Annotated in this window: 15 protein-coding genes; 5 read left to right on the top strand and 10 right to left on the bottom strand. The window is 65.0% G+C overall.

Going from position 1 to position 15,374, the window contains the following annotated elements:
• Positions 1-237: 237 nt before the first annotated feature.
• Both ABIF91_RS11075 and ABIF91_RS11070 read left to right on the top strand, forming a co-directional pair.
• The gene (locus tag ABIF91_RS11075) at positions 238-1,902 is read left to right on the top strand and encodes an L-lactate permease (RefSeq protein WP_028179553.1); all 1,665 of its coding nucleotides are present in this window, start codon (positions 238-240) and stop codon (positions 1,900-1,902) included.
• A gap of 134 nt (positions 1,903-2,036) precedes the next feature.
• On the top strand, positions 2,037-2,435 hold the full coding sequence (locus tag ABIF91_RS11070; protein WP_028179554.1) for an META domain-containing protein: 399 nt from the start codon (positions 2,037-2,039) through the stop codon (positions 2,433-2,435).
• Between the two features lie 180 nt (positions 2,436-2,615).
• On the opposite strand, the gene ABIF91_RS11065 is transcribed toward ABIF91_RS11070, so the two are convergent.
• From ABIF91_RS11065 to ABIF91_RS11055, 3 genes are all read right to left on the bottom strand, one after another.
• Positions 2,616-3,827, bottom strand: coding sequence for a hypothetical protein (locus ABIF91_RS11065; RefSeq protein ID WP_028179555.1), 1,212 nt, complete (start codon positions 3,825-3,827; stop codon positions 2,616-2,618).
• Positions 3,828-3,968: 141 nt separating this feature from the next.
• Complete coding sequence (gene groL, locus ABIF91_RS11060; protein ID WP_028179556.1) at positions 3,969-5,600, bottom strand: chaperonin GroEL; 1,632 nt, start codon at positions 5,598-5,600, stop codon at positions 3,969-3,971.
• Between the two features lie 163 nt (positions 5,601-5,763).
• Positions 5,764-6,060 carry a co-chaperone GroES gene (locus ABIF91_RS11055; RefSeq protein ID WP_008544107.1) on the bottom strand — a complete coding sequence of 99 codons (297 nt, stop codon included), beginning with the start codon at positions 6,058-6,060 and terminating at the stop codon, positions 5,764-5,766.
• A 316-nt stretch (positions 6,061-6,376) separates the two neighbouring features.
• Between ABIF91_RS11055 and ABIF91_RS11050 the strand changes: the two genes are divergently transcribed.
• Positions 6,377-6,898 carry a hypothetical protein gene (locus ABIF91_RS11050; RefSeq protein ID WP_028179558.1) on the top strand — a complete coding sequence of 174 codons (522 nt, stop codon included), beginning with the start codon at positions 6,377-6,379 and terminating at the stop codon, positions 6,896-6,898.
• Positions 6,899-7,075: 177 nt separating this feature from the next.
• On the opposite strand, the gene ABIF91_RS11045 is transcribed toward ABIF91_RS11050, so the two are convergent.
• Positions 7,076-7,855: a protein phosphatase CheZ gene (locus ABIF91_RS11045; protein ID WP_028179559.1), complete on the bottom strand. Its 780-nt coding sequence runs from the start codon at positions 7,853-7,855 to the stop codon at positions 7,076-7,078.
• A 315-nt stretch (positions 7,856-8,170) separates the two neighbouring features.
• Between ABIF91_RS11045 and ABIF91_RS11040 the strand changes: the two genes are divergently transcribed.
• Positions 8,171-8,971 (top strand): L,D-transpeptidase, encoded by an 801-nt coding sequence (locus ABIF91_RS11040; protein WP_028179560.1) that lies wholly within the window; start codon positions 8,171-8,173, stop codon positions 8,969-8,971.
• Between the two features lie 114 nt (positions 8,972-9,085).
• On the opposite strand, the gene ABIF91_RS11035 is transcribed toward ABIF91_RS11040, so the two are convergent.
• From ABIF91_RS11035 to ABIF91_RS11010, 6 genes are all read right to left on the bottom strand, one after another.
• Positions 9,086-9,904: a DUF2076 domain-containing protein gene (locus ABIF91_RS11035; protein ID WP_028179561.1), complete on the bottom strand. Its 819-nt coding sequence runs from the start codon at positions 9,902-9,904 to the stop codon at positions 9,086-9,088.
• 126 nt (positions 9,905-10,030) lie between these two features.
• A complete protein-coding gene (locus ABIF91_RS11030; protein ID WP_028179562.1) occupies positions 10,031-10,876 on the bottom strand; it encodes a ChbG/HpnK family deacetylase in 846 nt (281 codons plus the stop codon).
• Positions 10,873-11,919, bottom strand: a complete 1,047-nt coding sequence (locus ABIF91_RS11025; RefSeq protein WP_028179563.1) for a glycosyltransferase family 2 protein — start codon at positions 11,917-11,919, stop codon at positions 10,873-10,875. The genes ABIF91_RS11030 and ABIF91_RS11025 overlap by 4 nt, the downstream gene beginning before the upstream one ends.
• 86 nt (positions 11,920-12,005) lie before the next feature.
• Complete coding sequence (hisG, locus tag ABIF91_RS11020; RefSeq protein ID WP_028179564.1) at positions 12,006-12,983, bottom strand: ATP phosphoribosyltransferase; 978 nt, start codon at positions 12,981-12,983, stop codon at positions 12,006-12,008.
• A 3-nt stretch (positions 12,984-12,986) separates the two neighbouring features.
• Positions 12,987-14,138, bottom strand: coding sequence for an ATP phosphoribosyltransferase regulatory subunit (locus ABIF91_RS11015; RefSeq protein ID WP_028179565.1), 1,152 nt, complete (start codon positions 14,136-14,138; stop codon positions 12,987-12,989).
• A gap of 236 nt (positions 14,139-14,374) precedes the next feature.
• Positions 14,375-14,698: a hypothetical protein gene (locus ABIF91_RS11010; protein ID WP_050995305.1), complete on the bottom strand. Its 324-nt coding sequence runs from the start codon at positions 14,696-14,698 to the stop codon at positions 14,375-14,377.
• Between the two features lie 30 nt (positions 14,699-14,728).
• Between ABIF91_RS11010 and ABIF91_RS11005 the strand changes: the two genes are divergently transcribed.
• Positions 14,729-15,367, top strand: a complete 639-nt coding sequence (locus ABIF91_RS11005) for a hypothetical protein (RefSeq protein WP_245285464.1) — start codon at positions 14,729-14,731, stop codon at positions 15,365-15,367.
• The last annotated feature ends 7 nt before the right edge of the window (positions 15,368-15,374 follow it).

The following is a 15,374-nucleotide window of genomic DNA, read 5'->3' as shown; positions in this document are numbered from 1 at the left end:
GCTACTGCTGTTCAGCGGCGCTGACGGCGATCATCAGGTGGGGGAGTTTCAAGTGACCATACCCGGGGGATTTTGACCGACCCACGGGGGGTTCGGCATTTCGCGAGCTTGTGAGCGGACGGGAACCGCCTGCATTCGCGAGGAATTGGCGTCCAGCCCGGGGTTATCACTTTCAGCGTCAAGCAGGACGGCTCTCCACGCGGGCCGCCTGTCGCAACATGCGTGGGGAGAAAGTCCATGTGGAATCAGATCTATGATCCGCTCAACAGCCCGGTGCTGTCGACCATCGCGGCGGCGGTGCCCGTCGTCACGCTGCTGGTCCTCATCGCGAGCGGCCGCGTCCAGGCGCATATCGCGGCCGTCATCGCCGTGATCGTGACCAACCTGATCACGATCTTCGTTTTCACCATGCCCGCGAACATGTCGATCCGCGCCTCGGTGCTGGGCATCGTCACCGGGTTCTTCCCCATCGGCTGGATCGTCCTCAACGTCATCTTTCTCTACCAGGTGACGGTGAGCACCGGCCGCTTCGAATTGCTCAAGCGCGCCATCGGCGGCGTCACCGAGGACCGGCGGCTGCAATTGCTGCTGATCGCGTTTTCGTTCGGGGCGTTCTTCGAGGGCGCCTCCGGCTTCGGCACGCCGGTCGCGATCACCGGCGCCGTGCTGATCGGGCTCGGCTTCTCGCCGCTCGCAGCCTCCGGCCTGTCGCTGATCGCCAACACCGCTCCGGTCGCCTATGGCGCGCTGGGCACGCCGATCCAGGGCCTCGCTTCGGTCACTGGCTTCGATCCCTACATCCTGGGCGCGATGGTCGGCCGGCAATTGCCGTTCTTCTCGCTGATCGTGCCGTTCTGGGTGGTGTGGGCGTTCGCCGGATGGAAAGGCATGAAGGACGTTTGGCCGGCGATCCTCGTCACCGGCATATCGTTTGCCGTCCCGCAATTCGTGATTTCGAACTACATCAATCCCTGGATCGTCGACATCGGCGCCTCGCTGATCTCGATGGGGGCGCTGATCCTGTTCCTGAAGGTGTGGCAACCGAAGCAGCTTTGGCTGTCGCCGGCGCTGCGGGGCCACGATGAATCGGCCTCGACCATGGCGGCGGCAAGGCCGCTCGACAAGACGCCGCTGACGCAGGCCGAGCTCTTCAATGCGCTTCTTCCCTGGATCATCGTCTGCATCGTGATGCTGATCTGGGGCAACGGCGCCTTCAAGGGCTGGGCGAACTCGATCTTCGTCTGGAACTATCCCGTGCCCGAGCTGCACCAGATGATCAACAAGATGCCGCCGGTCGCTCCAGGGCCGACGAAAGAGGCTGCGGTGTTCAGCTTCACATACCTGTCGTTCACCGGCACGGGCATGCTGCTTGCGGCGATCATCTCCGGCGTCCTGATGGGCGTCGCTCCCGGCCGGCTCGTGGCTGAGTATGGCCGCACCATACGTCTGTGCGCGATCTCGCTGATCACGATCTCGGCCATGCTCGCGATCGGCACCTTGACGCGTCTGTCCGGCGTCGACGCAACGCTGGGTCTCGCCTTTGCCGCGACCGGTGTGCTCTATCCCTTCTTCGGCACGCTGCTCGGCTGGCTCGGCGTGGCGCTGACGGGATCGGATACGTCGTCGAATATCCTGTTCGGCAACCTCCAGAAGATCACCTCCGAGCAACTCGGCCTGTCGCCGATCCTGATGGCCGCGGCGAACTCCTCCGGCGGCGTGATGGGCAAGATGATCGATGCCCAGTCGATCGTGGTCGCCTCCACCGCGACCAACTGGTACGGGCATGAGGGCACCATCCTGCGCTTCGTGTTCTGGCACTCGATCGTGCTGGCGTGCCTCGTCGGTGTGCTCGTGACGTTGCAGGCCTATGTCTGGCCGTTCACGGCGATGGTCCTGAAATAAGCCGCCGGCGCCTCGTTCGACACAAATCCCCGCGAGGTTCGCCCCCGCGGGGATTTTTTGCATCTGGGCGAACCTTCTCAATGGCATCGCCATCTTATAGAAGGTGCCGCAAATCAGGTCGGTCGAGAGGTCTCATGGTTTCGCTCAAGCGATTGGTGTGTGCGGCAGTTGCAATGCTCGCGATGTCCACGCTCGCGCGTGCCGAGGACGGTTTCCCGTTCGGCACCGAGATGACGCTCGAAGCATTGCCGCAGCCTGGCTCGAAGCGGATTCCGAACATCGAGATCGGCGACCATGGCGAAGTCGTGCTGGAGCTCTGGTGCAAGGGCGGCAAGGGCCAGTTCTCGGTTGCCGGCAACACCGTGATCTTCGTTCCCGGCCAGATCCAGGACCGTTCCTGTCCGCCGGCGAAGGCGCAGGCCGACGACGAACTCGTGGCCGCGCTCGGCAGCGTCGAAACCTGGAGGCGACAGGGCGACGTGCTGACGCTGATCGGCCCCAAGCCGCTGCACTTTCGCGTCAACGGCAATTGAGGCACGCTCTCGTGTCCCGGACAAGACGCATCGCCTGAGCGATGCGACGCAGAGCCGGGACCCGGTTTTCTCTCCGCGATTCCGCTTGCGACCTCTGGGCCCCGGCTCGCAGCGCTTCGCCATAGCGCGTCGAAGACGCGCGTCAACGCGCTTATGGCGTCCGGGGCACGAGAGCTCGACTTACTTCCACTCCGACTTGTCGGCGTCCCAGCGCTGGCCCTTCAGCTCCTTGGCAAGCGCCTCGATCGAGCCGTTGTCGTCAGGCAGATCGCCTTCTTCGTCCAGGCTCGCGTCGTCGGACAGATTGAGCTTGGCACCGCTGCTCTCGTCGGCGGTCGTGGTCGCGGGGCTGCCGATCCAGAGCATGAGCTTGTCGGTCGTGCCGGGCTTGTCCGGCGAGACGAGCCCTGCGACCTCGATCGTGTCGGTGAGATCGAGCGCCGGAAAATCCTGGTTCGGCCGCTTGAACACCAGCTTGAGCTTGCCGGTCGCGGGGTTGAAGTTCTGCGAGACCGGCTTTGCCGCGAGTGTCCTGCTCAGCACGCTCGCCACCGCGGTCGCGAGCTTGCCCTTGTTGATCTTGTCGCCCTCGCGCCAGTCCGCGGCGGGGAAGCGGATGGTGCGGTCCATCTCGGTCATGCCCGCGGTCCAGCCTGCGGCCGTGACGCCCGGCATCGCCTTGAATTTCGACAGCAGCGCGCCGGCGCGCTCGGGATCGACCGACATGTTGATGGTCTGCTCGCCTGCGCGCAGTGCGTCGCAGCCGACGGTGAGGCTGGCTAGCGTCACCTCGACCTCCTGGCCCTTCAAACCCTTCAGGAAGTCGGTCGCCGCGTCGAGCTTGACCTTGACTGCGATCGCTTCCGGCGAGACGTCGGTGAAATCCTTCGGCTGCGGCGTGATGCCGTCGTCGGAGGTCTGGTTGTCCAGAAATTCCCTTTCGCTGAGATCGGAATTGTCGGGCGAGGTGACCTCGGTCACCGCCTGGCCGATTGCGATCTGGCCGCGGAATTCGAACGTGTCGCCGGACTGTTTGCGCGTCAGCTTGACGCTGACCGGTGACTTCTCACTGATGCTCTGCGTCGTTCCCGTCAGCGCCTGGCCGGCGACCTGGAGATTGACGACGAAGCGGTCCTTGCGGTCGGAATTCTTTGCGATCGGGTAACAGACGTCGAGCACCGCCGCGGTGACCGTCTTGCCTTGACGCGTCTCCTTCAGGATCACGTCGGCATTGCCGTCCATCAGCCCGTCGATCGAGGTGAAATAGCGCGTCTCGATGCCGCCCGGCGCCGTCGCCTTCGGCGACAGCTTCATCTGGGCGGAGGCGAACTCGGGCGAGACGGCGAGCAGAGCCGCCAGAAGGGCAATCGAACAAACCGGAAGCGCGCGCATCGACGAAGACCTCGAGCAATCAGAATCGGCGCCACCGTAGTGGTTTTTGGCTGCCGGTTGAATTGGAAAGCGGAGAGGCAGGGTCGGCAAAAAAGAAGGCCGCCCGGAGGCGGCCTTCGCAATACTGCAATGGAACGGAGCCTAGAAGCCGCCCATGCCGCCGCCGGCCGGCATGGCCGGCGCAGCTTCCTTCTTCGGCAGCTCGGCAACCATGGCTTCGGTGGTCACCAGCAGGCCCGCCACGGAGGAGGCGTCCTGGAGCGCGGTGCGCACCACCTTGGCGGGATCGATGATGCCCTTCTCGACCATGTCGACATAGTCCTCGGTCTGGGCGTCGAAGCCGAAGGTCTCGGACTTGTTCTCCAGGATCTTGCCGACGACGATCGAGCCTTCCACGCCCGCGTTCTCGGAGATCTGGCGGATCGGGGCTTCCAGTGCCTTCAGCACGATATTGATGCCGGCCTGGACATCGTCATTGGCGTTGGTGAGACGGCCCACCGCCTTCTTGGCGCGGAGCAGCGCGACGCCGCCGCCGGGGACGATGCCTTCCTGCACCGCAGCGCGGGTGGCATTGAGCGCATCCTCGACGCGGTCCTTCTTCTCCTTGACCTCGATCTCGGTGGCGCCGCCGACGCGGATCACCGCGACGCCGCCGGCGAGCTTGGCGAGGCGCTCCTGGAGCTTCTCACGGTCGTAGTCCGAGGTGGTCTCCTCGATCTGGGCCTTGATCTGGCCGACGCGCGCCTCGATGTCGGGCTTCTTGCCGGCACCCTTGACGATCGTGGTGTTTTCCTTGTCGATCACCACCTTGCCCGCGCGTCCAAGCATCTTCACCGTGACGTTCTCGAGCTTGATGCCGAGTTCCTCCGAGATGAGCTGGCCGCCGGTGAGGATCGCGATGTCCTCCAGCATGGCCTTGCGGCGGTCACCGAAGCCCGGCGCCTTGACGGCCGCGACCTTGAGGCCGCCACGCAGGCGGTTGACGACCAGGGTAGCCAGCGCCTCGCCCTCGACGTCCTCGGCGATGATGACGAGCGGCTTGCCCGACTGCACCACGGCTTCCAGCACCGGCAGCATGGCCTGCAGGCCCGAGAGCTTCTTCTCGTGCAGGAGGATGTAGGCATCCTCGAGCTCGGCGGTCATCTTCTCGGCGTTGGTGACGAAGTAGGGGCTGAGATAGCCGCGGTCGAACTTCATGCCTTCGACGATGTCGACCTCGGTGTCGAGCGACTTGTTCTCCTCGACGGTGATGACGCCCTCGTTGCCGACCTTCTGCATCGCCTGTGCGATCATCTTGCCGATGGCGGCGTCACCGTTGGCCGAGATGGTGCCGACCTGGGCGACCTCGGAGGAGGCGGCGACCGGCTTGGCGCGCTTCTCGATGTCCTTGACCACGGCGGCGACCGCGGTGTCGATGCCGCGCTTGAGGTCCATCGGGTTCATGCCGGCGGCAACCGCCTTGGCGCCCTCGCGCACGATGGCCTGCGCCAGCACGGTCGCGGTGGTGGTGCCGTCGCCGGCGGTGTCGTTGGTCTTCGAGGCGACCTCGCGCAGCATCTGGGCGCCCATGTTCTCGAACTTGTCCTCGAGCTCGATCTCCTTGGCGACGGTGACGCCGTCCTTGGTGATGCGGGGCGCGCCGAACGACTTCTCGATGACGACGTTGCGGCCCTTCGGGCCGAGCGTCACCTTGACGGCGTTGGCGAGAATGTCGACGCCGCGCAGCATGCGGTCGCGCGCGTCTCCGGAAAACTTGACGTCCTTGGCAGCCATGTCTGCAATTCCTCGTGTTTCGTGATGTGTCTTGTTCGTGCTGTTTCCTGCCGCGCTCTCTCCGTCTTACCGGGCTTGTCCGGCCTGCACGGCCGTAGCCGCTTCGGCGGGGCAAGCCCGGGCATGACGATGGAGCATTCAGCGGCCGTTCAGGCAGATGGCCTTAGGCCAGCACGCCCATGATGTCCGACTCTTTCATGATCAGGAGTTCTTCGTTGTCGATCTTGACCTCGGTGCCCGACCACTTGCCGAACAGCACGCGGTCGCCGACCTTGAGGTCGATCGGGATCAGCTTGCCGGTCTCGTCGCGGCCGCCGGGCCCGACGGCGACGATCTCGCCCTGCGACGGCTTTTCCTTGGCTGTGTCGGGAATGATGATGCCGCCCTTGGTCTTTTCCTCGGCGTCGATACGTTTGACCACGACACGGTCATGCAGCGGACGAAATTTGGATTTAGCCATGACGTTTCCCTTTGGAGGCTCGCTTCGGAAGGAGTGGAAGTCGGTGGGGCGGCGCGTCCGTCCACCCTCTCCCCGAGAGACCGAACGGCGCGCTTAGCAATCGGGCTTTCCGAGTGCTAATAGTGCGCCCGGAAATATGGCTTGGCCGCGATCCTGTCAAGCAAAGGTGGTTAAGCGATTGTTGAGGCGGATATAGGATGGTGGCATTGGAAATTCGTTCGGGGCGCCGGCGTACAGCAGGACGTCATTGCTCCGGCAGCGGTTTTGCGCTTGGCTGCGGGAGGGGTGCGGCCGTCGTCTTGTTCGGGGGAATGCCATGATCAGTTCAGCTCACGCGCGCACGGTTGCCAATCTGGCGGCAGCCTCTTGTCTGGCGCTGTTGCTGGGCGCCTGCGGCGGCGGCATGAGCCTGCCGCCCTTCTCGTCGTCCTCTCCGCCGCCCGAAGCCGAACCCGGCACGGCTCCGGAAATGCCCGCCACCATCCGCGCGGACGAGATCGTCGGCCGCTGGGGTCTCGCCTCGTTCCAGAACCCGGCCGACCGCGCCCGCACCGAGGCTGCCGCCCGGGCGCAGTGCAAGAACCCCTATGTGATCACCGCGGGCTCCTCCGGCGGCGTGATCATGCATCTGGCCGACCAGGCGACGCCGCAGGAACTGCGCCTGAAGGGCTCGCCGAGCGGCAAGAACTACATCGGACCGGCGGGGCCGACCCCCGGCGAGCAGGATCGCGAGATCATCTCCTTCGACGGCCGCGTCCTGATCACCCGCTTCATCGACAAGGACGCCGCCACCCGCTACGGCAACATGGTCTACGTCCGCTGCGCGCCGCGGGCGTAGTCTCTCTTCTGTCGTTCCGGGGCACGCGAAGCGTGAACTATGGTGCGCACTTGCGCACCTGAGAACCTCGAGATTCCGGGTTCGGTCCTGCGGACCGCCCCGGAATGACGTCATAGGCCAAAACAAAAAAAACGCCGGCTTGCGCCGGCGTTTTGTTTTTCCGTATCCCGCGTCCGCTCAGTCGAACAGCGCGTCGATGTCGTCCTGCGAGGCATGACCGACGTCGCCGGCGAGCTTCGGGCCGTTGAGGAGCTTCTCGTCGTCGCTGCGGTTGTCGACATGCGCGGGCACATGGGCCTTGATGGCGTCGACGCCGCCCCAGATGTCCATCATCGCATTGATGTGCTGCTCGATGAACTTCATCGTGGTCATGACCTTGCTGATGCGCTGGCCGGTCAGGTCCTGGAAGTTGCAGGCTTCGAAGATCGAGATGACGCGTTCCTGGATGTCGTCGGCCAGCCGCTTCTGCTGATCGGCCGAGTCCACCTTGGACATTGCGCTGGCGGCCTGGTCGATCGATTCAGCGGCTTCGAGGATCTGCTGGGTCGCCTGCTCGGTGCCGCCGACCACCGCGCCGAGCTCGCCATTGACCTTGGCCATCTCGCCGCCGTCGAAGCTCTTGCCGTGCAGCGTCGCGATCTCGCGCTTGGTGCGATCGATGGCATCGTGGATGAGGTCGAGCTCGACCTTCAGCTTCTCGCACTGCTCGATCTGTGCCCGGTAGGTCTCGAGCATGGTGCGCGCTTCGGCCAGCTCGTGGGCCGTCGAGGCGTCGATCGCCGCCATGGCCGCGCTGCCGGACAGTGGGGCGGCGCCCTTCGCCATTTGTGCGCGGATCGCGCGCAGCTCGGCCATGATCTCGCTATGCATCGGGGGGGCCTCTTCAACTACATCTGGAATGGGCATCTCGCCACCGACGATATCCTCGACACGAAAACGTTTGCGGTGAACAGCCATCAGGAAACTCCCCCCACCTCATTCACGCGTCTTTGTAGGCACAAGCGATTTAACACGAAGTTCACAGCGGGAACTGCCAGGCGGCCGCGGGCGACGCTGCGCGAAGAAGCGATTAACCATGGACGCGCGGCGTTCATGGAAAATAAACGCTGATCGTCAAATTGCGCCGCCACTCGCGACGTGGTGAATCCAAACGGCCGATGCGTTTACCAAACGAAACGGCTTTTGCTCTTTATTGACCACGTCGCGGGCGCCGATCAGCCAGGCAGCTTCCGCGACGCATGTGATCTAGACGAAACAGTACAGAGTACGTCGATGTTCAAGAAAATGTCTTTCGCGCTGCTCGGCTGCGCTTGCACCTTCATGGCCGGCACCAACGGCGCCGGCGCCTTCGACAACAGCGTGCCGAACGATCCGCCCGCAGTGCTCTACGCGCCGCAGGTGCCTCCGGCGCCGGTGCGCGTCGCTTCCAATTCGAACATGGGTGGCGGCTTCATCGAGTTCCTGTTCGGCGACGGTCCCGGCCGCGGTCCGGCTTACGCGCCGCAGCAGCCGGTGTATCAGCAGCAGCCGGCCTACTACGATCAACGCCGCCTGCCGCCGATGGGCGAGCCGCAGATGCAAGGCGCAGCTCTCCAGCAGGAGGCGATCGACCCGCGGCAGCGTCCGTTCGATCCTAGATTCGAGAAACAGCTCGTTGACTATAACGGCAAGGAAAGTCCCGGCACGATCGTGGTCGATACGCCGAACAAGTTCCTCTATCTCGTCGAGGGCAACGGCAGGGCGATGCGCTACGGCATCGGCGTCGGCCGTCCCGGCTTCACCTGGTCCGGCGTGAAGTCGATCACCGCCAAGCGCGAATGGCCGGACTGGACGCCGCCGAAGGAGATGCTCGCGCGCCGTCCCGATCTGCCCCGGCACATGGAAGGCGGTCCGGAAAATCCTCTCGGCGCCCGCGCCATGTATCTCGGCTCGACGCTCTACCGCATTCACGGCTCCAACGAGCCCTGGACCATCGGCACCAACGTCTCCTCCGGTTGCATCCGCATGCGCAATGAGGATGTCATCGACCTCTACGGCCGCGTCAATGTCGGCACCAGGGTCGTGGTGATGTGATCGTCGCTACCCTCTTCCTTGTTACGGGGAGAAGGAAGGGCCTTCGAGTAACACATCTCATGAAAACGGCCGCCTCATCGGCGGCCGTTCGCTTGCATGCCTTGTAGATCGGCGTCACGCGTAGTCGCTGCCGCCGTCGTCGCCGCCGAAATCGCTGTCGTCGGCCATGTCCATGTTGTCGTCGCGATTGTCGTCGTAGTTCTGGTCGTTGTTATCCCGATCGTTCGAGGCCTGGTCGGAGAAGCCCTGGCGGGAATCCCGGTTCGAGCCGATGTCGTTGAGGCCGGCATCGCGCGACAGCGATCCGCCCGACTGGTCGCCGCCGCCCCAGGGGCTGCGGTCGCCCGCGGCGTTGGTGTCGCCGAAGGCCTGCTGATGCGATCCACCCATCATGCCGCGGATGCTGGAGAGCAGCAGCGAGCCGCCGACGACGCCCGCCGCGGCCGCCGCCGCCGTGCCGAGGAACGAGCCGCCGCCACCGCCCACGGGCGGGGCACCATAACCTTGTCCCGGCCCTTGCACCGGTCCTTGGCCGTAAGCCTGTCCATAAGGCGGCTGGCCGTAGCCCGGCTGCGTCTGCTGCATCGCCTGGCCGGTGTTCCAGACCGGTCGCTGCTCACGCGGCGGCACATTAGGAACCGAGCCGCGCGCGGGGCTGCCGCCGAACAGCGTGTCGCGCATGGTGTCGAGGAAGCCGCCGGACTGGGCGGGCTCGGGCGCTTGGGCGGCCTCCAGCTCCTGGATGCGATTATGGGCGCGCTTCAGCGCTTCGTCCTGCAACAGCGTGGTCTGCACCAGCGCATAGACGGCGCCGGGCGCCTTGCGCAAACCGTCGGAGATCGCGGCGGTCGCATCGGGATCGCGCGGTGCATTTTCCAGCTTTGAAAGCCGGTCGAAAAGGTCGTCGACGAGCTGGCGTTCCTGCGGCGTCATGATCTGTCTCCTTCGCGCAAAATCAAGCGCGCAGGAGATGTAGGGTTCCATTGTGGCCCCAACAGTGCCGGCCGGATTAAATTTCCGTATGCGACAAGCTGCCTCCTGGCCCGCGTCTCGCCGGGTTCATCCCAGTGTCACGTTGCTGTCCGTCAGCAGGCGCGCAAAGGCGTCGCTGGCGAGATAAGCATGCTCGCGCTCGCGGACATCGGTCATCGGGTCGAGGCCGGCGAGGACGTCATCGACGAAGCCGGGATGGCACATCACGAGGCCGCCGTCGGGAAGGCCTTCCAGGAACTGCCGCATCAGCGCGCCGAAATCGGCCTCGCGCGTGAAATCATAGGCGCCGGCGAAGCCCGGGTTGAAGCTGAGGCCGGCGCTGCCGGCGCGGCGGCGGAATTGCGCGCTGAGATTGTCGAGCACCATGGCTTTTGGTGAGGCCAGCCGTTGTCTGAGCGGCAGATCGCGGCCGCCCTGGCGCACCCAGGCGCCTGGCGCAGTCTCAACGACCGCATCGACAAAGCCGTCGCGGACCTGCGGGTAGAGCTGCACATGCTGGTGGCCGTCGACGAAGTCGGGGGCGCGTCCGAACGCTTCCATGAAGGCTGCCAGCTGCGCCTTGACTTCGTTGCGGAAGAATTCCCGGTCGAGCCGGCGCATCAGTCCGGCGCGCAGCAGCTTGGGAAAGGCGTAGAACATGTCGCCGTCCAAGGGGCGGAAATGCATGGTGAGCGGCCGGAACGGCGCCGACAGCGTCACGTGCAATCCGATCGTGCAGCGCGGGTTCGTCTTCGCTGCGGACTGAAGCGCCGCGATCTCGCTGCGCGCGATCGCCGGACCCACCATCATCACCGAGGTGGCGTTGAGGCGGCCGCGTTCGATAAGGTCGCGAATGGCGCGGTTGACGGCCGGGCTGATGCCGTAATCGTCGGCGCAGAGCCAGATTCGCCGCGGGCTCGCGGCCGCGCTCATTCGGCCGCCGTCCTGTTCGGGGCGTCGTCGGCCTTGCCGGCCTCGGAGTGCTTCTCGCTGTGCTCGGCGACGAAGTAGATCGGGCGCGCCTTCAGCTCGGAAAGGATCTTGCCGATATATTCGCCGACGATGCCGATCATGATGAGCTGCACGCCGCCGATCGTCATCAGGCCGATCACGAGCGAGGGATAGCCGGGCACCTGCTTGCCGGTCGTGAACACCTCCCAGAGGATCGACAGGCCGAACAGGAAGGCACCTCCGGCGAGAATGACGCCGAGCAGGCTGGCGAAGCGCAGCGGTGCCACCGAGAACGAGGTCAGACCCTCGATCGAGAGGCCGAGCAGGCTTGCGGCGTTGAAGGTGGTGACGCCATGGACACGCGCCGCAGGCTCGTAGTCGACGCGGATCTGGCGAAAGCCGATCCAGCTGGCGAGGCCTTTGAAGAAGCGGTTGCGTTCCGGCAACTGCCTGAGTGCGGCGACCGCGCGCGGCGAGAGCAGGCGGAAGTCGCCGGCGTCCTCGGGAATCTTCTGGCGTGCGCCCCAATTGATCAGCGCGTAGAAGCCGTGCACCGCGACCCGGCGCAAGAAGGGCTCGTTGTCGCGATGCGCCTTGGCGGTGTAGACGACGTCATAGCCGTCATCGATCCAGTGCCGCACCAGCTGTTCGATCAGCGCCGGCGGATGCTGGCCGTCCCCGTCCATGAACATGACGGCACCGAGCCGGGCATGGTCGAGGCCCGCCATCAGCGCGGCCTCCTTGCCGAAATTGCGCGACAGCGACACGACCTGGACGTCGACCGCGTCGGCCGGCAGCGACCGCGCGATCGACAGCGTCGCATCCTTGCTGCCGTCGTCGACGTAGACGACCTCGCAAGTCAGCCGATAGCGCTGCCGCAGCGTCTTTGCGAGATCGCAGATGCGCTGATGCAGGGCAGCGAGGCCGGCCGCCTCGTTGTAGACGGGGACGACTATCGACAGCCCCTTCGCGGCGGCGCTCGCTGCGGTGGTCGTCATGCCGGAAACGTCAGAGCCCAGCGTCATCGATCAAGGTTCCAGAGGCGTTTAGATGTTCTCAACAGAATATGGTAGCTGCCGCTTGCTGTCGCTATGCTGAACGAACCCTGGGCTCACTGCCCGAGGAACGCCTCGAGCTTGGCGAACAGCGGGTTCTCCCGATCGAACACGTAGTCCAGCGAGACCACCGAGACGGTCTCGGCGCCATGCTCGCGCAGGAAGCTCGCCAGCGCATAGAGTTGACCCGGCGGGCAGTGCAGCGTCAGCATGCCTGACGAAGTCGGACCGCCGAACGGAGCCTCGACGCCGTATCGGCTATGGGCCTCGCCGAGCAGGGCGGCGTCGCATTGCCGGAAGCGGGTGCGGACTTCGCGGTACTTGTTGGCCCGCGCCCGCGCCGCGATGTGATCGAGGATGACACGCGCCGTCTCTCGCGCCTGCGGCGACCAGTCGGCCCCTTTGGATGCCACCAGATTGGCCTGGCTGCGCAGGATTGTACCGTCGTCGAGCACCCGCAAGCCGTTGGCGGCGAGCGTCGCGCCCGTGGTGGTGATGTCGACGATCAGCTCGGCGCTGCCGGCCGCCGGCGCGCCTTCGGTTGCGCCTGCGCTTTCGACGATGCGGTAATCGGTGATGCCGTGGGCCTGGAAGAAGCCGCGGGTGAGGTTGACGAACTTGGTCGCGACCCGCATCCGCATGTGATGCTGCTCGCGGAAGCCGGTGGTGACATCGTCGAGGTCCGCCATGGTGCGGACGTCGATCCAGGCCTGCGGCACCGCGACGACGACGTCGGCATAGCCGAAGCCGAGCCCTTCGATCAGCGACACGCGCTTGTCGGCATCGGCGATGTTCTCGCGCACGAGGTCCTCGCCGGTGACGCCGAGATGCGCAAAGCCGCGGGCGAGTTGCGAGGCGATCTCGCTCGCCGAGAGATAGGCGACCTCGACATTGTCGAGACCTGCGATCGTGCCGCGGTAGTCGCGGGCGCCGCCGGCCTTCGACAGCTTGAGACCGGCGCGGGCGAAGAAGGCCTCGGTATTCTCCTGAAGGCGGCCCTTGGAGGGAACGGCCAGAACGAATGGCGCGCTCATGACTTAAGCTCCCACCTTGCGGCCGATCTTCGTCAGCGCATCCACCCAGACCGAGAAGCCGACCGCGGGGATCGGCGCGATCGAGCCGAGCTGGGTCATCAGCCCGTCATAACGGCCGCCGGCGACCAGCGGCTCGGCGCCGTTGCCCCTGTGATGAAGCTCGAATTCGAAGCCGGTGTAATAGTCGAGCCCGCGCCCGAACGCCGTCGAGAAACGGGTCTGCTTCACGTCGATGCCGCGCGCAGCCATGAAGCCGACGCGGCTCTCGAACTGATCGATCGCCGGGGCGAGATCGAGCTTCGCCTCGGTCGTGAGTGCGCGCAGCTCGGCGATGGCGTCGTCGGGATTGCCTGATATCGACAGGAAGCGCTTGAGCACGGCGATCGCCTCGCGCGGCAGTGCGCCGCCCTTCAGCGTCGATTGCTCGAGGAAGCGATCGGCGATCTCGGCCGTGGTGCGCCCGCCGACATTGGTGGTGCCGGCGATCGACATCAGATCGGTCACGAAGGCGAGTGCCGCCTTCCGATCGGAGCCGGCGAGGGCGGCCAGCACGCCCTCGTATTCGCTGCGTGTCGCGGTGCTGGCGGCTGCCAGCCGCTCAAGATCCTGCTCCAGGCTGATCTTGCGGTTGAAATCCTTGACCAGGCGGCGGCGCCAGACCGGATAGAGGTTGAGTGCGTCCAGCAGGGCGTTGAACAGCGCGACATCGCCGGTGCGGATCTCGACATCGCGGACGCCGAAGGCGGCGGTCGCCTCCAGCGCCAGGGCCAACATCTCGGCATCGGCCGCAGCGCGGTCCTGGCGGCCGAACGATTCGATGCCGGCTTGCAGGAATTCGCTGGCCTGGCCGCTACGGTAGCGGAACACCGGGCCGAGATAGCTGAACCCGGCCGGCTGGCCGGCGCGGGTCGAGGCGAGATAGTCGCGCGCGACGGGAATCGTCAGGTCCGGGCGCAGGCAGAGCTCCTCGCCCGAGAGGTCCGTGGTGAGGTACAGGCTCTTGCGGATGTCCTCGCCCGAGAGATCCAGGAACGGCTCGGCCGGTTGCAGGATAGCGGGCTCGGCCCTGACGTAACCGGCCTGCGCGAACGACAAGAGCAGCGTATCCGCCCAGGCGGCGGAGCCGGCAGCATTTGAGGTGGCAGTCGCGGTCATCTCAGGGTCCATCGGCCCGGTGGAACCGGGCAGGGCAAGGAAGGAATGGGAGTTGGCGCAGCCCTTAGCATGGCCCGAAAGCGGTTTCGACCTCCAAAGGATCAATCGCTTAGCGAGTTTGGAGCGACGCCGGCCCCGTCGGCAGGGTGTGGAAAGTGGCATCGATCAGGTAATTTGATACCGAATTCCGATGGATCACGTTTCGTCGCGGGACGCGCCGGACGAGGGGGTCGGCTTCATTCGGTTGGGCCGGGGACTGGAGCCGGTTCCACGAATGATGCCTCGGTCACGGCAAAGGTCGACCCTGCCGTCGCGGCCCCCGCTGCTTCCGCGAGTTGTTCCGCCAGGACGAGGACCCTTCCCCTTCTGCCGGGGTCCGCGAGGCGGAGAAACGCCTTGATGAGTCGCAGCGACTCGCATGATCGCGCCTCGGGCACAAGGTCGTCATTCATTGTCATGTATTCCATCGCGATCGCCACCCCGGCGGCGCCGGCATCGTCGAACCTGTTGGATGCGCGCTCGCGCAATGAAGTCTTGGCGGCCAGGGATCCGGCAGGCACGTCGAAGGTCTCGTCGACAACGATGTCCAGGTGCAGCAGCAGGCCGGCGTCACAATGAGAAACTACGGACGGCTGGCAAGTCGTCGCATACTCATTTTGGGTATGGCCGATGATCCGTTCGCCGTAACCATCGTCTACAAGATGAATGTTGGTTTTCGATTCATGCGCAATGCTTCAGATATTATCCGGACGGTCTCGCGGCACACGCTAGCCTATATGCTGTTCTCGATGAGCGAGTTGTTCCGGCACTACGACGAATTCGATCCGCTGGACCTTCTGATCATTCATGCGGTCCTGAACGCCAATGTCATCCACGTGATGAACGATCCGGTGTTGGACGAGAAATTCTCCAGCATTCATGCCGTCGAACCGGATGTGATCAAGCAGGGGGTCTCTCGTGCCGCACTCTCCCGCTTCCTCAGCCTGCCACTGGAGACGGTTCGCCGTCGCGTGACAGGACTGAAGAGGCGGAAGATTCTCGCCGAGACGAAGGCCGGACTCATCGTGACCGAGCAGAACGCATTCAGGTTTGGAAACAACCACGAACTGCAGAAGACGAACATGCTGTTGCTCGCGAAGCTGCTTCGCGATCTCAAGCGTGCCGGCATCAGCGGGCCGGATGATCTGCGCGCCTCCAGGGGCGCGACGGCCGCAAAGAAGGCAAAGTAAGCGACAC

The sequence above is a fragment of the Bradyrhizobium sp. USDA 241 genome, from assembly GCF_049739505.1.
GTDB classification, from domain to species: Bacteria; Pseudomonadota; Alphaproteobacteria; order Rhizobiales; family Xanthobacteraceae; genus Bradyrhizobium; species Bradyrhizobium liaoningense.
The sequence above is the reverse complement of the archived record's forward strand: the minus strand, read 5'-3'. Positions and strand labels throughout refer to the sequence as shown.